Annotated in this window: 21 protein-coding genes; 12 read left to right on the forward strand and 9 right to left on the reverse strand. The window is 68.4% G+C overall.

From position 1 onward, the window contains the following. Window positions 1-65: 65 nt before the first annotated feature. A complete protein-coding gene (locus BM113_RS02585) occupies window positions 66-1,148 on the reverse strand; it encodes a tubulin/FtsZ family protein (protein WP_007143777.1) in 1,083 nt (360 codons plus the stop codon). Window positions 1,149-1,288: 140 nt separating this feature from the next. Between BM113_RS02585 and BM113_RS02590 the strand changes: the two genes are divergently transcribed. Continuing rightward, on the forward strand, window positions 1,289-1,726 hold the full coding sequence (locus BM113_RS02590) for a DUF5791 family protein (protein ID WP_089785065.1): 438 nt from the start codon (window positions 1,289-1,291) through the stop codon (window positions 1,724-1,726). A 127-nt stretch (window positions 1,727-1,853) separates the two neighbouring features. On the opposite strand, the gene BM113_RS22165 is transcribed toward BM113_RS02590, so the two are convergent. Continuing rightward, the gene (locus BM113_RS22165; protein WP_177209078.1) at window positions 1,854-2,003 is read right to left on the reverse strand and encodes a hypothetical protein; all 150 of its coding nucleotides are present in this window, start codon (window positions 2,001-2,003) and stop codon (window positions 1,854-1,856) included. Between the two features lie 153 nt (window positions 2,004-2,156). On the opposite strand from BM113_RS22165, the gene BM113_RS02595 reads away from it, so the two are divergent. Both BM113_RS02595 and BM113_RS02600 read left to right on the forward strand, forming a co-directional pair. Next, entirely contained in the window at window positions 2,157-3,047 is an 891-nt protein-coding gene (locus BM113_RS02595; protein ID WP_089785067.1) for an SDR family oxidoreductase, read from the forward strand. A gap of 79 nt (window positions 3,048-3,126) precedes the next feature. After that, window positions 3,127-4,350, forward strand: coding sequence for a DHH family phosphoesterase (locus BM113_RS02600; protein ID WP_089785069.1), 1,224 nt, complete (start codon window positions 3,127-3,129; stop codon window positions 4,348-4,350). Between the two features lie 137 nt (window positions 4,351-4,487). On the opposite strand, the gene BM113_RS22170 is transcribed toward BM113_RS02600, so the two are convergent. Both BM113_RS22170 and folP read right to left on the reverse strand, forming a co-directional pair. Then, window positions 4,488-4,658, reverse strand: a complete 171-nt coding sequence (locus BM113_RS22170; protein ID WP_007143785.1) for an HVO_0758 family zinc finger protein — start codon at window positions 4,656-4,658, stop codon at window positions 4,488-4,490. Window positions 4,659-4,898: 240 nt separating this feature from the next. Further along, window positions 4,899-6,080 carry a dihydropteroate synthase gene (folP, locus tag BM113_RS02605; protein WP_089785070.1) on the reverse strand — a complete coding sequence of 394 codons (1,182 nt, stop codon included), beginning with the start codon at window positions 6,078-6,080 and terminating at the stop codon, window positions 4,899-4,901. 109 nt (window positions 6,081-6,189) lie between these two features. Between folP and BM113_RS02610 the strand changes: the two genes are divergently transcribed. From BM113_RS02610 to BM113_RS02635, 6 genes are all read left to right on the forward strand, one after another. Continuing rightward, complete coding sequence (locus tag BM113_RS02610) at window positions 6,190-7,797, forward strand: alpha,alpha-trehalose-phosphate synthase (UDP-forming) (protein ID WP_089785072.1); 1,608 nt, start codon at window positions 6,190-6,192, stop codon at window positions 7,795-7,797. Between the two features lie 30 nt (window positions 7,798-7,827). Continuing rightward, entirely contained in the window at window positions 7,828-8,301 is a 474-nt protein-coding gene (locus BM113_RS02615) for a DUF7109 family protein (protein ID WP_089785073.1), read from the forward strand. A 3-nt stretch (window positions 8,302-8,304) separates the two neighbouring features. Beyond that, window positions 8,305-8,925, forward strand: a complete 621-nt coding sequence (locus tag BM113_RS02620; RefSeq protein ID WP_089785076.1) for an NUDIX hydrolase — start codon at window positions 8,305-8,307, stop codon at window positions 8,923-8,925. Window positions 8,926-9,069: 144 nt separating this feature from the next. Next, window positions 9,070-9,852, forward strand: coding sequence for a DUF7388 family protein (locus BM113_RS02625; protein ID WP_089785077.1), 783 nt, complete (start codon window positions 9,070-9,072; stop codon window positions 9,850-9,852). Window positions 9,853-9,926: 74 nt separating this feature from the next. Further along, on the forward strand, window positions 9,927-10,712 hold the full coding sequence (locus BM113_RS02630; protein ID WP_089785079.1) for a creatininase family protein: 786 nt from the start codon (window positions 9,927-9,929) through the stop codon (window positions 10,710-10,712). Further along, the gene (locus tag BM113_RS02635) at window positions 10,709-11,914 is read left to right on the forward strand and encodes an NAD(P)/FAD-dependent oxidoreductase (protein WP_089785080.1); all 1,206 of its coding nucleotides are present in this window, start codon (window positions 10,709-10,711) and stop codon (window positions 11,912-11,914) included. The genes BM113_RS02630 and BM113_RS02635 overlap by 4 nt, the downstream gene beginning before the upstream one ends. Window positions 11,915-11,924: 10 nt before the next feature. Here the strand turns inward: BM113_RS02635 and BM113_RS02640 are convergent, their stop codons facing one another. After that, entirely contained in the window at window positions 11,925-12,422 is a 498-nt protein-coding gene (locus BM113_RS02640; protein ID WP_089785081.1) for an Hsp20/alpha crystallin family protein, read from the reverse strand. A gap of 304 nt (window positions 12,423-12,726) precedes the next feature. Then, a complete protein-coding gene (locus tag BM113_RS22175; RefSeq protein WP_007143794.1) occupies window positions 12,727-12,885 on the reverse strand; it encodes a DUF7559 family protein in 159 nt (52 codons plus the stop codon). A gap of 125 nt (window positions 12,886-13,010) precedes the next feature. On the opposite strand from BM113_RS22175, the gene BM113_RS02645 reads away from it, so the two are divergent. Then, window positions 13,011-13,424, forward strand: a complete 414-nt coding sequence (locus BM113_RS02645; RefSeq protein WP_089785083.1) for a HalOD1 output domain-containing protein — start codon at window positions 13,011-13,013, stop codon at window positions 13,422-13,424. A gap of 109 nt (window positions 13,425-13,533) precedes the next feature. On the opposite strand, the gene BM113_RS02650 is transcribed toward BM113_RS02645, so the two are convergent. Continuing rightward, window positions 13,534-14,898, reverse strand: a complete 1,365-nt coding sequence (locus tag BM113_RS02650) for a winged helix-turn-helix transcriptional regulator (RefSeq protein ID WP_089785085.1) — start codon at window positions 14,896-14,898, stop codon at window positions 13,534-13,536. 193 nt (window positions 14,899-15,091) lie between these two features. On the opposite strand from BM113_RS02650, the gene BM113_RS02655 reads away from it, so the two are divergent. Together BM113_RS02655 and BM113_RS02660 are read left to right on the forward strand one after the other, a co-directional pair. Next, window positions 15,092-16,864 (forward strand): radical SAM protein, encoded by a 1,773-nt coding sequence (locus BM113_RS02655; RefSeq protein ID WP_089785087.1) that lies wholly within the window; start codon window positions 15,092-15,094, stop codon window positions 16,862-16,864. Between the two features lie 141 nt (window positions 16,865-17,005). Beyond that, the gene (locus BM113_RS02660) at window positions 17,006-17,416 is read left to right on the forward strand and encodes a TRAM domain-containing protein (protein ID WP_089785089.1); all 411 of its coding nucleotides are present in this window, start codon (window positions 17,006-17,008) and stop codon (window positions 17,414-17,416) included. 219 nt (window positions 17,417-17,635) lie between these two features. Here the strand turns inward: BM113_RS02660 and BM113_RS02665 are convergent, their stop codons facing one another. Together BM113_RS02665 and BM113_RS02670 are read right to left on the reverse strand one after the other, a co-directional pair. Continuing rightward, complete coding sequence (locus BM113_RS02665) at window positions 17,636-18,400, reverse strand: geranylgeranylglyceryl/heptaprenylglyceryl phosphate synthase (RefSeq protein ID WP_089785091.1); 765 nt, start codon at window positions 18,398-18,400, stop codon at window positions 17,636-17,638. A gap of 147 nt (window positions 18,401-18,547) precedes the next feature. Next, entirely contained in the window at window positions 18,548-19,432 is an 885-nt protein-coding gene (locus BM113_RS02670) for a YkgJ family cysteine cluster protein (RefSeq protein WP_089785093.1), read from the reverse strand. Window positions 19,433-19,439 lie beyond the last annotated feature (7 nt).

Raw genomic sequence — 19,439 nt, forward strand, 5'->3', positions numbered from 1 at the left:
AATTAAAAGTAGTTCCGACGGTTCACGACCGTTGGCCCGATCGGAGAAACGGTTGAGTCAACGACTCAAAAGAGGTTCTCGAGCCGGTCGTCGGTGAGTTCTTCGGCGGGATCGGTTCGCTCGCCCTCCGCGGCCCGTTTGGCCTCCCGGGCGCGTTCCATGAACTCCTCGATGCGGCTGGATCGCTCCGCGCCGCCCAGCAGGACCAGCGCACCGAGGCGGTCGCTGTCCAGCGGGAAGTCGCCGCCCCGGACCTGCATGCTCTCGGTCTCGTCCTCGAGCCAGCGACGGGCCTTCTCGACGCCCTTTCGCGGGATGGTGTCGGGTTCCCCGGCGATCACGAGCAAGGCGGAGTCGGCCGTCGTCGCGTCCGGGAGGCTCGTCCCGGTCAGCAGGGCCTGCCTGGCGACGGTCATCACGGTGCGGACGTTCTGGGCGCTGTCGTCGCTTGCCACCTCGCTTGCGTACCCCAGCGTAGCGATGCCGCCCGACCGGAGCGTGTTGATGACCTCGCTCGAGTCGACGACGCTCTCGCCGACGCCCTCGACGGCCTCGCCGGACGCGAACAGCAGGCCGACCCGCTGGGCGATCTTGCCGTTGATCGTCTCGAAGGCACCCTCGACGCTCTCGCCCTGTTCGTGCCAGGCGTCGTTGTCGATCAGCAGGGTCGCGTCGGCCTCGCGGGCGAGCGTCTTCAGCGAGCGGCCGGCGTTGGCCTGGTAGAGCGCGCCCTCGTTGCGCCCGGGGAGGACGCCGAGCGCGTAGACGGGGACGTCGTAGACTCGCTGGAGTTCGTGGACGAGCACCGGCGCGCCGCCGCTGCCGGTCCCGCCGCCGAGGCCGGCGACGACGAAGATCGCCTCGGACTTCGAGGTGATTCGCCCGTCGAGGCCGCTCAGGACCTGCTGGGCGTCGGACTGCATGATCTCGGCACCGAGTTCGTTGTCGCCGCCGACGCCGTGGCCGTTGACGCGGTCGGCACCGATCAACTGGGTGTCGACGAACTCGAGGGACTGGAGGTCGGGTTCTGCGGAGTTGACGGCCAGGGCACCTTGAACGGCGTCGAAGCCCATGTCCGCGTCGAACCGGGCGAGCCGTTCGGTTACCTTCCCACCGGCCTGACCGACTCCGATCAGGGCAACTTTCATGCGGCTATCATATGAGGGTAACTTGTTTAACGTTCCGATGAATTTCCCGGTCGGAGTACGCGTATTTTCGACCGTCCGGCGTCGACGGGACGACTCCGGCGATAGCAACGCACTTGAGGCAGTCCGCTGTGGATTCCCGTATGTTCCACGAACAGCGGACGACCGTTCCCGAGACCCCCGCCGAACTCCGCGCCGAGTACCGCGACGAACTCGCCGCCGTCGTCGACGACCGCGGCCTCGAGACCGCCGCCGAGGAGACGACCCTCCCGCGCGACGACCTCGAGGCGCTCGCCGACCGCGACGGCGACGGCGACCTGCCCGACATTTCACTCGAGGAGGCGGCCGAGGTCCTCGCGCTCGCTGACGGCGTCCGGGACCCCGAGACCGTCGTGACGATGGCCACCGAGCACCTGCTGATGGGCATGTCCACGGCCGTCATGGACGTCGAAGCCGTCGAGAGCGAACTCGAGATCGAGATGGACGCCAAGGAGGTTCAACAGAAGATCGAACGGCGTGCGCCGATGTCGTTCGAGGAGTACGTCCACCTCCAGCACGTTATCGTGGACAACATTCCCTGAGTTTCCGGGACACTGACTCTCGGACTCGGCTTCCGAACGCCCTCGGGGATCGGAGGTCGCAGATATCGCTCTTCCTATCCGACGCTCGGCTCCGTCGACCGCGGCGCGACCGACGGAGTCGCGCCCGTCACACCACCGCGTCGACCCAGTCCGCGGTGACGAACTTGTACCGACACCCCTCACAGAGCGGCAACTCGAGTACCTCCGCCGACGAGAGGTGGATGTGGTACCGCCGGGCCGGCACCCTGCTCCCGCAGTTGGCACACGTTTCGGACATGCTCGTTCGTAATAGTACGTTAACACGAACCATATCGCTTTGCCCCGGTTCGCGATGTGACGGGACGGCATCGGGCGATCCCCTCGCGACCGGGAGGGCCGATACGGCGGCGGCGAGCGGTGCACCTATGTGACGTCCGCCGCGAATTCGGGTATGCACGTCGCTATTCTGGGCTGTGGGTACGTCGGCCTCGAGTTGGGCCGCCAGATCGTCGAGCGGGGCCACGACGCGGTCGGCGTCCGCCGCTCCGACGCGGGGATCGACGCGATCGAATCGGCCGGCTTCGAGGCCGTTCGGGCGGACATCACCGATCCCGAGGGGCTCGAGTCGGTTCCGGACGTCGACGCCGTCGTCTTCGCCGCGAGCAGCGGCGGCCGCGGCCCCGACGCCGCCCGCGAGATCTACGTCGAGGGGTTGCGGACCGCGATCGAGGCCTTCGGGGAGCGCGAGAACGCGCCAGAGCGGCTCGTCTACACCTCCTCGACGGGCGTCCTCGGGGATCACGAGGGCGACTGGGTCGACGAGGGGACGCCGATCGAGCCGACCACCGAGAAGACCGAGGTGCTCGCCGAGGCCGAGCGGATCGCCCGCGAACTGCCGCCCGAACACGGCTTCGAGGGGACCGTCGCCCGCTACGCCGGCCTCTACGGTCCCGATCGATACCGTCTCGAGCGCTACCTCGAGGGCCCCGTCACGGAGGGATACCTGAACATGGTCCACCGCGACGACGCCGCGGGCGCGGTCCGCTACCTGCTCGAGGAGGACCTCGCCCGGGGCGACGTCGTCCAGGTCGTCGACGACGAACCCGTCGAGAAGTGGACGTTCGCGGACTGGCTGGCCGAGCAGTGCGGTCGGCCGGAACCGCCCAAACGGACGAAAGACGAGCGGCTGGCGGAGGACGACCTCTCGGCGGCCGCGCGACGGCGCATCCTGACGAGCAAGCGCTGTGACAACGCGAAACTGCGCGCGCTGGGCTACGAGTTCGCGTACCCGACATTCAGGGAGGGATATCGGGCGGCGATCGAGGAATATCGGACCGAGTGAGTCCCGAGGGACCTCGATCCCCCCGGTCGAACCGGTAAATCGGCGGAAAATTCTTTGTGGTTCGATTTGAGTGTCCGGTATGAGCTACCGCGACGCCTCGAGGCCCGCGTTCGTCGGCGTCGATGCCGACGTGAGCGTGGACGGCGGGCTCGAGGCGGACGTGCTGGTCGTCGACGCAGCCGTCGACTCGCTGCGAGCGCTCGATCCGCTCGTCCTCTCGCTGCTGGTGTTGCTCGTCGCGGGGGTCGTCCTCGGTGGGTGGTGGGCCGTCCGCTGGTTCCGTCGCCCACCCGGCGCCCACCTCCAGCGTGTACTCGAGGAGTACGACGACGTGGCCGTACTGATGCATCCGAACCCGGATCCCGATGCGATGGCGTGTGCGATGGGCGTCGAGGCCATCGCCGACGCCGTCGACACGGAGACGACGCTGCAGTTCTCCGGCGAGATCCGCCATCAGGAAAACCGGGCGTTCCGCACCGTGTTAAACCTCGACCTCGAGAGCATCGAATCCAGTTCGGAGCTGGCCGCCGACACGGTCGTCCTGGTCGATCACAACACGCCTCGCGGGTTCACCGGCGCACAGAACGTCGAACCCGTCGCGGTGATCGACCACCATCCCGGCAACGGTACCGGGACGCGGTTCACCGACGTCCGCACGGAGTACGGCGCGGCGTCGACGATCTTCGTCGAGTACCTCGAGGAACTCGGCGCGGCAACGGGCGAGGACGATGGGACGGGCCTCGAACTCACGCCCGAACTCGCGACGGGCCTGCTCTACGGGATCCAGTCCGACACGAATCACCTGACGAACGGCTGTTCGAAGGCCGAGTTCGACGCCGCCGCGTACCTCTTCGACGAGATCGACGAGGACCTGCTCGAGCGCATCGCCAATCCGCAGGTCAGCGACGACGTGTTACAGGTCAAAGCGACCGCGATCACCGAGAAGCGGGTCGAAGGCCCCTTCGCGGTCTGTGACGTGGGGACCATCTCGAACGTCGACGCGATCCCGCAGGCGGCGGACGAACTCATGCACCTCGAGGGCGTGACCGCGGTCGTGGTCTACGGCGAGAACGACGGGACGATCCACCTGTCGGGCCGGTCCCGGGACGACCGCGTGCACATGGGGGAGACGCTCCGCCACGCCGTCAGCGACATTCCGATGGCAAATGCGGGCGGCCACGCCCGGATGGGTGGCGGACAGGTGTCGGTCGATCACATGCAGGGACTCGGCCCCTCGGACGGGATCGGCCGCGAGGAGTTCGAGGAACGGCTCTTTTCGGCGATGGCGGGCGAGCGGTCGTAAGCCCCTCGCGATGGCACGACGGACCCGAGACGCCACGCTCGAGGAGGGTATACGTCCGAAAAACGTCCGTGTCCTGCGGTATCCGGTGGGCCGATGCCCCGTTCAGGCCCCAGACCGCCCTTCGACTCCGTCCTCGACTATCTGATCTCCTTCCACTCCTGGTCGCAGTCCGGACAGATCCGCACCGTCTTGATCTGGTCCGGGTCGTTCTCGGTCTTCAGCGGCTTTTCGCACTCGCCACAGACGAGTCGATCGTAGGTGTCCTTGTCGAGTTCCCCGTCACGGAGTGCCTTCCGGACTGATTTCATGTGCATTCGTTACGAAGGTAGGGAAGAAAAAGACCGGGGCTTCGGCGGCCGCCGTCGACGTTTGCCCGGTACCGCCGGATTAGGTCGGTAGTCGCCCGCTCGATCCGGATTTCCCTCGCAGATCGAGACAGTCCCGGATACCAACTCGTGCTCGCGACGCTTCGAACGGGGCCGGGGACCGAGAGCCGGGGGCCGGGGGCCGGGGGCCGGGCACGCTTCCGAACTATGCCCTCCGTCACGTTAGTCGTCTGAACCGCGTCGATCCAGCGCCGAACCGACGGTCTCGAGGATCGGTGCGAGCGGTCCGCGGTCGCGGTCGTCGACACCGCCGTCGGCGTCCCCGTCGGCGACGGCGTCGCGTAGTTCGCCCGCGGTGCCGACGAGAAGAGCGTCAGCGCCCGGATCGATCGCCAGGGCGAGGCTGTGGCGGTCAGCCCACGTTCGGAGGGCGGCTTCGGTCGCCTCGTCGAGGCCGTCGACCTGGAAGCACAGCGTCGAGGACGGCTCCCGCCCGGTCGCGTTTTCGCGCAGGGAGAGGGTCCGCTCGAGTTCGCGCTCCGAGACGTTGCGGAGTTCGACGACCCGCGGTTCGTCGTCGCGGATCGAGCGCTCGTCGCCCAGCGCGTGGGCCACCTGGACCACATCTTTGGTCGCGGCGACGTCGTGGGTGCGGATGATGTGAGCGCCGCGCTCGACCTCCATCGTGGCGGCGGCCAGGCTGACGGGCAACTGGTCTTCGGTCTCGGGGCGGCCGGCCAGGTCGCCGAGGAAGTCCTCGCGGTTGGTCGCGGTGAGGATCGGGCGGCCGAACGCGCGGAACTCCCGCAGGCGGCGGAACATCTCCCAGTTGTCCTCGTAGGTGCGCTCGTCGTACCAGCCGCCGAAAGCGGGGTCGATGATCGTCTTGTCGGTGAACCCGCCCCGCTCCAGGGCCTCGAAGATATCGTCGATGGTCTTCAGGTGACCCGGCTTTTTGATGTCCGGGGGGCTGGCCATCTTGACGACGGGGACGTCGTACTCCTCGCAGACCTTCGGCATCTCGGGATCGGCGAAGCCGCAAACGTCGTTGACGAGATCGAAGCCGCCCTGGATCGCCTCCTCGGCGACCCCCGCGTACCGCGTCTCGATCGAGAAGGCGACGTCGGCGTCGACCTCGTCGACGACGGCAAGCGCCTTCGCGAGGCGGTCGCGTTCGACCTCCTCGGGGAGCCAGTCGTTTTTCGGGTTCGCCGACTGGAGCCCGATGTCGATGATGTCGGCCCCCTCGGGGACCATCTCCTCCTCGACGTGGCGGACGGCCTCGGAGACGCCGCCGTGGACGCTGGGGTCGTAGTTCGACTCGACGCTCATGTTCAACACACCCATCACTCGCGGCGGATGGCCGTCTCCGACGGGCATATCGCCGATCTCGACGGTACGCATACCGCGGGGTTAGGAAGTAGCCCGAAAAACGTTGCCGGTTCAGTACGACGCTGCCGGCTTCTCGTCGGGGACGAAAGGATGATTACTCGCGACTCCTCAGCCGTAGCCAGTGCCCGAGTCCCCATCGTCCCGCCCGGCCTGGACGCTGTCGGCGTCGTCGCCGCTGCGGGAGCGCGACCTCGTCGTCGTCTCGAACCGCGAGCCGTACGTCCACTCGAGAACCGGCGACGGGATCGCGGTCGAACGCTCGGCGGGCGGGCTCACGACGGCTCTCGATCCCGTCCTGCGACGGCTCGGCGGCACCTGGGTCGCGTGGGGAAGCGGCGACGCCGACGCGGCCGTCGCCGACGACGGGACCGTGCGGGTGCCGCCGGCCGAGCCAGCCTACGACCTCGAGCGCGTCTTCCTCGCGGAGTCGACGGTCGAGGACTACTACTACGGCTACAGCAACTCGACGCTCTGGCCCCTCTGTCACGGCGATCTGGGCCGGATCCGCTCGGAACCGTCCCACTGGCCGGCCTACGAACGGGCGAACGAGCGGTTCGCGGACGCGGTCGTCGGGAGCGTCGAGGGGGACGTCGATGAGGGGGGAGCCGCCCCGATCGTCTGGATCCAGGACTACCACTTCGCCCTGCTTCCCGACCGGCTTCGATCCCGCTCGGGGCTGCCCGACGCGGCGACGATCGCCCAGTTCTGGCACGTCCCCTGGCCCTCGCCCGACGCCGTCCGCGTCTCGCCTCACGCCCGCGAGCTCCTCGAGGGGCTGCTCGGGAACGACCTGCTGGGCTTTCACCTCCCGGCGTACCGACGGAACTTCCTCGAGACGGTCGATCGGCTGCTTCCGGGTGCGTCGGTCGACCGGGAGGCGGGGATCGTCCGCTTCGAGGGCTCCGGTTCGTCCGAAACGGAGCGAACCCGCGTCTACGCCCGGCCGATCGGGATCGACGTCTCGAGCGTCCGGCGGGCGGAGCCGATCGAGGAGCCGTCGTCCGTCTTCGAGGCCTACGATCTCGATCCCGCCCGTTCGCTCCTGCTGGGCGTCGAGCGACTGGACTACGCGAAGGGGATCCGCGAGCGGTTGCGGGCGTTCGAACACCTCCTCGAGACCGAACCCCGGTGGCGGGAATCGGTCACACACCTGATGGTAGCGGGCCCGACGCGGGAGCGAATCCCGGAGTACCGGCGGTACCAACGGCGCGTCCGCGAGCAGGTCGCGGCGATCAACGACCGGTTCGGGACCGACGACTGGACGCCGGTTCGCCACGTCGACGCCGCCGTCGACTGGGAGCGCCTGCTGGCGCTCTACCGGGCGGCCGACGCGCTCGTCGTCTCCTCGCGGCGGGACGGGCTGAACCTCGTCGCGATGGAGTACGTCGCCGCGAACGCGGGCGGGACCGGGACGCTGGTCCTGAGCGAACTCGCCGGCGCGAGCGAGATCCTCGAGGGCGCGATCGAGATCAACCCCTACGACGTGGCCGGGACGGCGGCGGCGATCGACCGCGCGCTCTCGCTCGAGATCGACGAGGGCGACGAGGCCGACGAGGCAGACGAGGCAGACGATCCCGACGAGGCCCAAGAACGCCTCGAGTCCCTGTGGGAGTCCGTCCGCCGACACGACGTCGGCGAGTGGGTTCGAAGCTTCGACCGGGAGGTCACAGCCCTCGCGACCGACGCTGGGGCCCGCGGGGACGCCGGCGCCGGGTGGGATTCCGGTTGATTAATCTTTCAGGCGAGCGTTGACGGCGCTATGGACGCGACCGCCGACGAACTGGCCGGTATCGTCGACCTGTTCGGCGGATTGACCCGCGCCGAACTCGAGCGGGCGCTCTCGGAGGCGGCCTTCCGCGCCGACGGACAGTCGATCGAGGAGGCGGCGGTCGAGACGGCGATCGAGGCGGCAATCGAGGCGTTCGCGCTCGTCCGGTACCGGGAAGCCGACCCGGACGACCCCCTGCTGGTCGCCGGCCCAACCGCGTTCCCGTCGGTACCGAAGTACGCGGAGGACGTCCCCCACATCCTCGATATCGAGCGTCGCCGCCCGGACCGCGAGGCGCTCGGCGAGGCGGTTCGCGAACGGTTCCGGTCGGACCTCGAGGCGGCGATCGACGACGGGGACGAGGACCGCCTCCGGGAACTGCTCGACGTGAGCTACGACGTCGAGTCCTGGGCCCCGATCGAGTTGACCGACGAACGGCGACGACTCGAGGAGGCGCTCGAGTAACGCATGGCTCGGCGGACGCTCACCCTCGAGCCGGTCGCGGCACACGAACCCGAAGCGATCGACGACCAGAAGTACGACGCCGCGGTGCTGGCGCCGATCGTCGAACGCGACGGCGAGGACTACCTGCTGTTTACCCGGCGGGCGGACCACCTCGGGGAACACCCGGGCCAGATGAGCTTCCCCGGGGGTGGCGCCGAACCCGAGGACGATTCGATCCTCGAGACGGCGCTGCGGGAGGCAAACGAGGAGATCGGCCTGGAACCCGACGAAGCCGAGGTCGTCGGCCGCCTGGACGACATCCGGACCGTGACCGAGTACGCCGTCACGCCGTTCGTCGGCCGGGTGCCCGACCGGGAGTACGAGCGCGACGACGACGAGGTCGCCGAGATCGTCCTGCTCCCGCTATCGGGGCTGCTCGATCCCGAGAACTACGAGTACGAGCGCAGGGACCACCCCTACTACGGCGACATCGTCATCCACTACTTCCACGTCGACGGCTACACCGTCTGGGGCGCGACCGGCCGCATTCTGGTCCAGTTGCTCGAACTGGCGACGGAGTTCGAAGCGCCCGAGCGGATCGACCGGCCGGGCGGCACCGAGGGGGACGCCGACGCCCTCGAGTAGCGCGAACTGGGCGGGTGCAAAAACTCGATGGAGCGTCAGGCTTTTGGACTCGCGCCGCCCAGCACGCCTATGGTCGCACAGACGATGGATCGAGTTCCGCACCGACTGTAACCGTCTCTCCTTTGTCCTGCGAGGTGATCGTAGATGCTAACGACGAGTACCGTAGCCCGTACTGGCCTCGACGCGATCGCGCTGAAACCGACCGAGTGTGACGTCACTGCCGCGACGTCGATCCCGGCCGACGCCTTCGCCATCGACTACGAGGGCCGCGAGCACGTTCCCGACCCGGGAACGCTCGAGGCGCTGGCCGACGACGCCGAGGTCCGTGTCACGACCCCCGTCCGCGCCGACGGCTACGACCCCCTCGGCGACGACTCGCTGCTTGCGGACCTGCCCGAATCGGTCGGCCGCGTCGTCGTCGCGGGTCACCCCGCGTACCTCTCCGACGAGGAACGAGGGCGGGCCGTCGCGCCCCGTCTCGGCGCGGCGCTCGAGACTGCACCCGAGGCCTGGGTGGGCACCGAGAGCGTCGAACGGATCGCGATGGCGACGGGCGCGACCCAGTACGACCTGCTCTCGCGCTCGACCGAACGGGAACTCCGGGCGTTGCGGGCCGCGGGGTTCGAGGGCGAGATCGCCGTCTACGCGCCGACGGTCCTCTCCGACGACGAGGACGCGATCCTCGAGGCGGTCGGCGACTACGTCGCGCGCCGACGGCCCGTCGCCTCGGCCCTGCCCGACGACGACCCCGACGCGGACGCGAGCGCGACCGGCCGCACCCGCGAGGTCCTGCTTGCAGCGGCCGAGGACTACGCGCTCGTCGGGACCGAAGACGACGTTCGCGCACGGACGGAGGCGCTCCGCGAGGCCGGCGCGACGACCGTCGTCGGCTACCCCGCGCGGGGACTCGAGCGCTTCCGCGAGTAACGCGCCGTCCCCTTCAGTTTTCTTCAGCCGCCCCTTCCCGAGATTATAAGCTACTCCGGGAACCACGGGCAGGTATGACGCTGCTCGCCGAACGAACGACGACCGCGGCCGCCGACGCCCTCGAGGCGGCCGACGTCGCTGTACTCCCGACGGGAAGCACCGAACAGCACGGGCCGGCGCTCCCGCTCGGGATGGACCACATGGCCGCCCGGGCGTTCGCCCGGACGGCCGTCGAGCGAACGAACGACTCGGACGACGGCGCTACCGCCGTTGCTCTCCCGACCGTGCCGGTCGGGGTCAGCGTCCACCACCGCCAGTTCGACGGCACGCTGTACGTCTCCGAGGAGACGTTCGAGCGATACGTCGCGGAGACGCTCTCGAGCCTCGCCGAACACGGCCTCGAGAAGGCCGTCGTCGTCAACGGCCACGGAGGAAACGGCGCGGCACTGCGGCGGGCGGCCCGCCGACTCCGGGACGACCACACCGCGTTCGCCCCGCCGTGGAACTGGTGGGACGCCGTCGACGACCTCGCCGACGACCTGTTCGACGAGGAGGGCGGCCACGCCGACGCGATGGAGTCGAGCCTGCTGTGGCACCTCCGCGAGGACCTCGTCGTCCCCGACGAACTCGAGGCCGCCGAAGAAGGAGCCAGCGAGGACTGGGGCGAGACGGTCCAGGGCGCGCCCACCGGGTTCGACACGATCGACTTCTCCGAGAGCGGCGCGGTCGGCCGGCCGACCCAGGCCGACCCCGAGAAGGGCCGCCAGCTGTTCGAAACCGGCTGTGATCGGCTGGTGACGCTGCTTGACTGGCTCGCCGAGCGACCGCTCGAGGACTGCTGGCCGCGGGCCCACAAATGAGCGAGGGGATCGACCCCGACGGCGACTCGGACCCCGAACTCGCCGTCGGCGCGGACGCCTTCGTCGACGAGGGCGCGGGCATGGAGGTCGCCGTCGTCGGCGCGGGAGCCGTCGGCGCGACCGCGGCCTACGACCTGGCCCGGGCCGGCGCGGACGTCACCCTCTACGACCGCGAGGGGATCGCAAGCGGCGCGAGCGGCCGCGCCGCGGGAATCTGCTACGACGCCTACGCGGACCCGCTGGACGCCGAGATCGCGGGCGACGCCATCGAACGCTTCCGGCGGCTCTCCGGCGACGACACCTTCCAGTTCGTCGAGTGTCCCTACGTCTGGCTCGCCCGCGAGGGCGACGAGCAACGGGCCGAGGCGATCCGCCGACAGGTGAGCCGGATGCAGGACCACGGAGTCGTCGCCCTCGAGATGGACGGCGACGCGCTGGCCGACCGGTTCCCGGCACTGTGGACGGACGACGTCGCGGTCGCCGGCATCGCGGGCGCGGCCGGCTACACCGACCCCGCCCGCTACACGGCCTGTCTCGCAGCCGCGGCGGACGGCGCGGGCGCGACGCTCGCGCCGGAGACGGCGGTCGAGGTCCGAACCGACCCCGCACGGGTCGTCGAACCCGATGGCACGGAACGCGAGGTCGACGCCGTCCTCGTTGCGGCGGGCGCGCGAACGAAGACAGTGCTCGCCGACGCCGGCGTGCCGATCGCGATGAAACCCTATCGCGTCCAGGCGCTGGTCGCCGACTGCGACCTCGAGGAGCCGACCTGGTACGACGCAAGCGAGGGATTCTACGTCCGTCCGCACCCCGACGGGCTCCTTGCCGGCGACGGCACCGAGGAGCGCGAGGCCGACCCGGACGACTACGACCGGGACGCAAACGACGGGTTCGCCGCGGACCTCCTCGAGCGCGTTTCCGGCCGGCTGGACGTCGAACTCGGACCGGACGACCTCGAGCGAGCCTGGGCCGGGCTCTGTACGGCGACGCCTGACCGCGATCCGCTGGTCGGCGAACTCCGGGACGGGATCTACGTCGCGACAGGGTTCCAGGGCCACGGCTTCATGCGCGCGCCGGCGATCGGCGAGCGGATCGCGACCGAGATCGTCGGCGGCGAGGGAATCGACGCCTTCGATCCGACGCGGTTCGACGGGGACGAGGAGTTCGCAGTGGAAGAAGGGATGCGTATCGACGGGGAGTGACGGAGACGGGTCAGTCGTCGGCGTCGGGGTTGGGATTCGGGTTCGGATTCGGATTTGCGTTCGCTTTCGTCTCGGCACTCGAGTCGTCCGTCTCCTCGATCGTATCGTCGTCCGTAGCCGAGGGCGAACCCGACGTATCCTTCGGAATCTCGACGCTCAGTGTACCCGTCTCCGTGAGCGTGGCGGTGCCCGCGTCGGGGTCAACGATCGCGTCGGGCGGCAACTCGGCTTCACCGCCCAGTTCCATTCCACGGCCGGGGAACCGCATCTCGAAGCGTTCGCGATACTGGCGGAACCGTTCGATCCTGATCCTGACGTTGCCGCCGAGGTACCGCACCTGGACGTCGTCCGGTTCGGCCCCGGGTGCGTCGAAGACCACGAGATAGGACGTATCGTCCTCGAGCACGTCGACGGGGAGCGACCGGTAGCTCTGGGCGCGCCCGTTCGCGCGCCCGACCTGTCGGTAGAGGAAGCGGCCGACGGATTCGACGAAGTCGCGGGGGCTCACTCCCGGTCACCTCCGGCGGCGCGGGGCGCGCTCGCCGGGGTTCGGGACGATCGGAGGGAGGGCGAGAGGGGGGACGAAGCCGCGGATGCGGACGCGGTCGGGACGGAACGCCCGTCCGAACCTGCGACCGGCCCGACTCGACGACCGGAAGCGGACGCCTGGATCTGGCAGTACGCGTAAGACATGGCCGGACCGGAACCTATGACGACCACGCTATTATTGATTTTGATACACGAGGTCGCCAGGCGCGTCGGCCGGCAGGCGTCCCCTCCTCGGCAACGATCACCCCGGAGCGCTCGGTCGCTCAAAGCTCGACCGGTTCGAGACAGTCCGTGCCGCCACAGACCGGACACGAGAGCTCCGAGACGTCGAACTCCTCGGGTACGTCGTACGTGTAGTGGTTCTCGAACAGGTCGAGAAAACAGTCCTCCGCGGTACAAACGATCTCTTCCGTCGGTGGCATTTCGGTCGTTACTCCGGGTGCCGAACTAATCAACATTCGGCTCCCGGACCATCCTCGAGGAACCGGTCCCGTTTGGACGCGTTTGTCCATACCGCTTTCAATCCGATCGTCGACCGAGCGGATACATGACCGACGATAGTGCGTTCGAGCCGACCATCCGCCGGAACGCAAAGACCGGGACCATCCACGTTCAGTGTGACTGGTCGGATCCACGGCCGATATCGACCTGTATCGTCGCCGTCGTTCGAGCGGTCCCCGAACTCGAGTTCGCCGACGACGAGCGCCTGTTCGACGCCGTCGATCCGGAGGCACTCGACGCCCTGTTCGAACCGACGTCCGGCGACTGCCGGCGATCCGGCGGCGTCCGGATCGGATTCCGCCGGTTCTCGCTGACCGTCTACGGCGACGGCGAACTCGTCTTCGATCCGCGGGCGGCGAACGGATCGGCGGAGCCGTTCCGTGTCGGCTCGAGCGGCGACGGCCGGGCGGACGATGGGGGGCAGGATTCACAGGGAGGGCGGGAACGAGGACGAGGATGAGGACGAGAACGAGAACGAAGACGAAAACGGGAGCAGCGGGGAGAGGAACGACCGTAACCCGACTGTGAATCGAACCGCGTACTGGCCAACCGGGCGAGCCTGCTGACGGTCAGTCGGCCGGCTCCGCCCGCTCGAGTGCGGGTTCGACCTCGGGCGCGACCCGATTGACGATCGCCGGTCCGTCGCGCTCCCGGACGACGAGCCCGTCCTCCTCCAGCGACGAGAGGTGGTGCGAGACCGTGCTCGGGTCCAGTTCGAGCGCCTCCGCGAGCGCGCACGTCTGCATCCCGCCGCGGGCCGCGAGCGTTTCGAGGAGCCGCCGCGTGGACCTGTCGGCCAGAGCCGTTCGGAGTTCGACGTCGACGTCCGCGGTCGTATCGACGGGATAGTACCGGCGCTTCCCGCGGATCTTCTCCGAGGTCACCAGCCGCTCCTCCTCGAGGATTCGGAGGTGGTGTCGGATCGTCGACAGCGACGCCTCGGTCGCCGACTCGAGTTCCGAGAGATGGACGCCCGGCGCGTTCGTGATCGCCCGGTAGAGGTCGCGGCGCGCGTCGTGCTCGAGCGGATCGGAGTCGTCGAACCGGCTGTACCGAAGCAGCGCGAGCGGCAGTTCTCTGGGTCGCTCGAGGGCGAACTCGATCCCCCGGGCGTAGACCGTCCCGGTTCGGACCACCGACCGGCGGAGGATCGGGTTGTGGAGGGTCAATACAGCGGTGCTTCCGGACGTCGAGGCGCCGCCGACTGCGGTGAGGATGGTCGCCGTCGTGAGTCCGAGGAGGGTCCCGGCCGTGGCGGAGCCGCTCGAGTCCCGCGTGGCGACGTCGACGGTATCGTCGGTGTCATCGGCCGCGGTGCTCGCGTTCGCTTGCGAGTCCGGCCGGTCGCTGTCGGTCCCGGTATCGACGTCACGGGAGTCGTCGGGGTCGTCGGGGGCGTCCGGGTCGTCCGGATCATCGGGGCGGTCGGAGTCGTTCGGAGCATCCGAGTCGTCGGGATCATCGAAATTATCGGGATTGTTGGAGTCGTCTGAATTATCGGAATCGGCCGGATCATCGGAGTCGTCTGGGTCATCGGCATCCTCGGGGTCGTCGGGATCATCCGGGTCGTCGGAGTCGTCCGGGTTATCCGAGTCGTCCGGGTTGTCGGCATCGTCCGAATCATCCGAGTCGTCGGCATCGTCCGGGTCGTCGGAATCGTCCGGATCATCCGGGTTGTCGGAGTCGTCCGGATCATCCGAATCGTCCGGATCGTCGGGATCGTCCGGATCATCCGAATCGTCCACATCGTATTCGACTCCGCTTTGGCCCTCGAGAACCGGAACGACCTCCGGCGACGACACCGCGACGAACTCGCCCGTGGAACCCAGCCCGGAGTAGGCACTCGCCCCAGCCGTCCCCGCAACGAGCGTGCTCGAAAGCACGAGGAGGGCAATCGCACAGACGAGCCGTCCTCGACCGGTACGTCCGCTCATGATCTCGAGTGGGTTCGATCACGGCCCGAACGGGACACTATCGGCGGCGTCCGCGCGATCGGTACGTCCGTTTACGTTGAACGATCGGATCCTTAAATCTACTCGAGCGCGCCCGAGTTTTTCGGGTCGTTCGCAGTCGTTCGAGACGCCCCGTGTAGTCACCGTTTTATCACTCGAGGCGCTATCGGCCCCTATGACCGACCCCGAACGGCTCTCCGTGACCATCGTCGACGGCTACGTCGACGAGCCCGCACACTTCGGGGTGCCGCCGTACGTTTCGACGTATCCGCGCTACACCGCGGGCGCGCTCGTCGACGCGGGCGTCCCGCGAGAGCGAATTACGTACCACACGATCGACGGCCTCAGGGACGAACCCGACCGCTGGCGCGACGTCGACGAGGCCGACCTCATGATCTATCTGGGCGGGATGACCGTCCCCGGGAAGTACGTCGGCGGCACGCCCGCCGAACCCGACGAGGTCCGCAAACTCGCCTGGACCGCCAACGGGACGAGCCTGATGGGTGGCCCCGTCAAGTTCGGCGTCGGCGACGAGAACGCGGGCGCCACGGAAACCGAACGGCAGGACCTGGACTTCGATTTCGTCGCGAAAGGCGACGTCGAAGCAGCCGTCCACGACCTCGTCGAGAGCGGCCTCGAGGGGTTCAACAACCGGATGCGCGACGTCGACGAGGTCTCGCGGTGGGCACGAGAGGGTGCGTTCATCGTCGAGCAACACCCCAACCACCCCGACTACCTCATCGCCGAACTCGAGACCTCTCGGGGCTGTGCCTACCGGTGTTCGTTCTGTACGGAGCCGCTGTACGGCAATCCCGAGTTCCGACCGGCACCGACGGTCGTCGGCGAGGTCGACGCGCTCTCGGACCACGGCGTTCGTCACTTCCGGCTGGGTCGCCAGGCCGACATCCTCGCGTACGGCGGCGACGGCGAAGCCCCCAACCCCGACGCGCTGCGACAGTTGTACAGCGGCATCCGCGAGGTGGCCCCCGACCTCGAGACGCTCCACCTGGACAACATGAACCCCATCACGATCGTCGAGTGGCCCGAAAAGAGCCGCGAGGGGATCCGGATCATCGCCGAGCACAACACGCCCGGCGACACGGCCGCGTTCGGGCTCGAGTCCGCCGATCCCGTCGTCCAGGAGGAGAACAACCTGAACGTCACCGCCGAGGAGTGTTTCGAGGCGGTCAAGATCGTCAACGAGGAGGCGGGGTGGAGACCCGGCGAGGATCCCGGTGACGGTCCCACCTTCGGCGACGACGCACCGCGTCGGCTTCCGAAACTACTGCCCGGGATCAACCTCCTGCACGGGCTCAAGGGCGAGCGCGAGGAGACCTACGAGCGCAACATGGACTTTCTGCAGCGGGTCTACGACGAGGGGTACATGCTGCGACGAGTCAACATCCGGCAGGTGATGTCGTTCGACGGCACCGACATGTCCGATACGGGTGCCGAGATCGCGAAGGAGCACAAGAAACTGTTCAAGAGCTACAAGAGCCGGGTCCGCGAGGAGATCGACAACCCGATGCTCGAGCGGGTCGCCCCGCCGGGGACCGTCCTGCCGGACGTCCACCTCGAGTACCATCAGGACGGGAAGACGTTCGGCCGCCAGCTCGGAACCTATCCGCTGCTCGTCGGGATTCCGGGCGAACGCGAACTCGGGCGGACGATCGACGTCGCGGTCGTCGATCACGGGTATCGCTCGGTAACCGGCGTCCCGTACCCGCTCGACATCAACGCCGCCTCGATGGACGAACTCACCGCGATTCCGGGGGTCGGCGATCGGACGGCGGGCGACATCGTCGTCAATCGGCCGTACGACCTCGAGGACGGAGACGCGGACGCGGACGCGGACGCGGCGTCCGCGCTCGGGATCGACACCGAGACGGAGGCGGGCGTCGATCTCTCGCGGTTCGTGACGGCTCGGGCGGGCGAGTGGGCCGACTAGCCCGCCGTGACACTGTCTCTCGAGCGACCTCGATACGGGGGGCGAGAGACGCGACACGGGGCGTCCGCGGTGCTCGGCGAAGCCGTTCGGTCGGTAGTTCTATTATGCAGGGGGAGTAGAGAAAGTGATGAGGGTCTACCTGTGGAAATATCTGAAAAACTCCTGTGTCTGTTCAGTACGGAGGTTTCGGCAGAGGAGGACCGATACGTCATCGAAGTGCCACGGCAAGAGGTGGAGACCGGCGACATCGATCCGGACGAAGTGTACCGCGTCGCGCTCATTTCTCGAGACGAGGCGGATACCGAGGGGGAAGGGTCGTCTTCGACGCAGCCGGAGACTGCGCCCTCCGAACCCCAGCCGCCAGTCGACGTCGGCGAAACGCGCTACGTCGAGATCGAGGACATCGGCAAGCAGGGCGACGGGATCGCCCGCGTGGAACGGGGGTACGTCATCATCGTTCCCGGTGCCGACGTCGGCGAACGCGTCAAGATCGAAGTCACCGAAGTGAAATCGAACTTCGCGGTCGGCGAAATCATCGAAGACACGTTCTGAAGCCGATCGCTCGCACCCGGCATCTCGCGCGGCAGCGGGCCGCGTTCGAGGCCGGGTAAACTCGAGCGTCGAGCGAACCGCCGAGCGCGCCATGTTGCGCTCGGAGAGTGAAACGGGAAGCGCCTCGTATCCGACTCCCGACCGTTTTCGTCGACGACCGTCGATCGCGGGTTACCGGCTATCGGACCGGCGGCGGTCACACCGCGTGACCACACTGCCCTACTCCGGAATCGTCTCTCGGAACGTCTCAGGATCGTCGTGAAAACAGTCGCCGACGACGATCGCGTCCGCGCCGGCCTCGAGTATCTCGGTCGCCTTCTCCCGGCTGTCGATGCCGCCCCCGTACAGCAGCGCCGTCTCCTCGAGGTACGGTGCTGCGGCCGCGACGTCCTCCGGCCCGCCGTAGGTCCCGGAGTACTCGACGTAAAAGACCGGGAAGCCGTAGAACGACTCGGTCGCGAGCGCCGCGCCCGCGACCTGGTCCGGGCTGTAGGTGGTCTCGACGCAGGCGCGTTCGGCTGCGGCCGACTCGAGGTGCTGAACGACGTACCCCTCGCCGATCAGGTCCGCGGCGAGTTCGGCGACGGCCTCGCGGCCCTTCGAGGCGATGAGGTCGCCGACCAGCGGGACGCTCGTGCCGAGTACCGTCTCCGGCTTGCGGCCGACCTCGGTGAACAGGTCGACGTGCTTGCCGACGAAGTGCTCGCGGTCGCCGTTGTAGACGGCCGGCACCGACAGGTGATCCGCCCCCTCGAGGGTCTCGCTCGAGACGTGGTCGGCGTTGTACGGCTCCTGCCAGATCGGGAGGTCGGGGAAGGCGTCCGCAACCGTCCGGATCGTCTCCAGGGTGTTCCCGGCGGTGACGCCGTCCGAGCCGCCGACGATCACCAGGTCGGTTCCCTCGAGGACGTCGAGGTCGCCCGGCAACGATTTGGCCGGATCGACCTTCGTGACGTGCGTGACGCCGTCCCAGTCGGGTGTCATGCGGACCCGTTCGAAGAGCGACGTTAATTTCCTACCGGTTTCGTGGCCATGGTTCACACGGCCGGCACCTGGGGGCGTTCCCGACCGTTCCGGCATGCGATACAGGGAACGCGCGACGGGTGATCGGCCCGACCGTCCCCGTCCTCGTTACTCGTCCCGATTCTCGAGCGGGCGGCCGTCGATCCCCTTCGCCCCCTCGGAGTCGTGGACGACGACCTCTCCGGGGCCCGGATCGGCGGGCGTGTAGTTGTCCCGGACGGCGATCGCCTCCTCGAGTTCCCTGACGGCCCGTTCTTTCAACGCGGCCGCGAGTTCCTCGGCGTCGTCGCGCGAGATGTCCCTGCCGAGCCCCTCACACTCGTGGGCGCGGACGATTCCCTCCTCGTCGCCGGCTTCTTCTCGCGGGCCGCGGGACGGCTTCGCCGTCCCGTTCGAGGCGGCTTCGCCGCCTCGCAGCCCGCTCGAATGGTCCGCGGAGCTTTGCTCCGCGCTATCGCCGGCTTCCCGTTGCGCTTCCAGCGCAACGCTGTCGACCGCCTCGCCCATCGGCTGGCTGGTCCCGGCAAGCGCCACGCTGAACGGATAGGTCCGACAGATCAGCGGCCGGTCGTCGTGGGCGGTACAGGCTCCCGTTCCGTCGGTCTCCTCGTAGAAGACGCAGTCGCCACAGCCGTCGGTCTGGAGCGCCCACTCGAAGGTCTCGCCCTCGAGGCCCGCGTCGCCCTCCCGGAGGCCGTACGGCATCGGGCGGGCGACGTCGCGCCACTCGCGGTCGCCGTCGGCGTCGGCGTCGCGGTCGTGGTCGGGTTCGGGTTCGGCGTCGCGGTCGTGGTCGGGTTCGGCGTCGACCTCGGCCGCCTGCAACTCCCGTACTTCGTCCGGGAACACCGTCGCCGTGTGTTCGTCCTCGCCGTGACCCGTACAGCACGCGCCACAGCGGGTGCACTCGAAGCCGATCGACTCGATGGCGTCGGCCAGTTCGTCGACTGCGAGGTCGCGGGCCCGCGCGAGTTCCTCCTCGAGCGATTGCACGGCCGTA

Source organism: Natronobacterium haloterrestre (genome assembly GCF_900112205.1).
GTDB classification, from domain to species: domain Archaea; phylum Halobacteriota; class Halobacteria; order Halobacteriales; family Natrialbaceae; genus Natronobacterium; species Natronobacterium haloterrestre.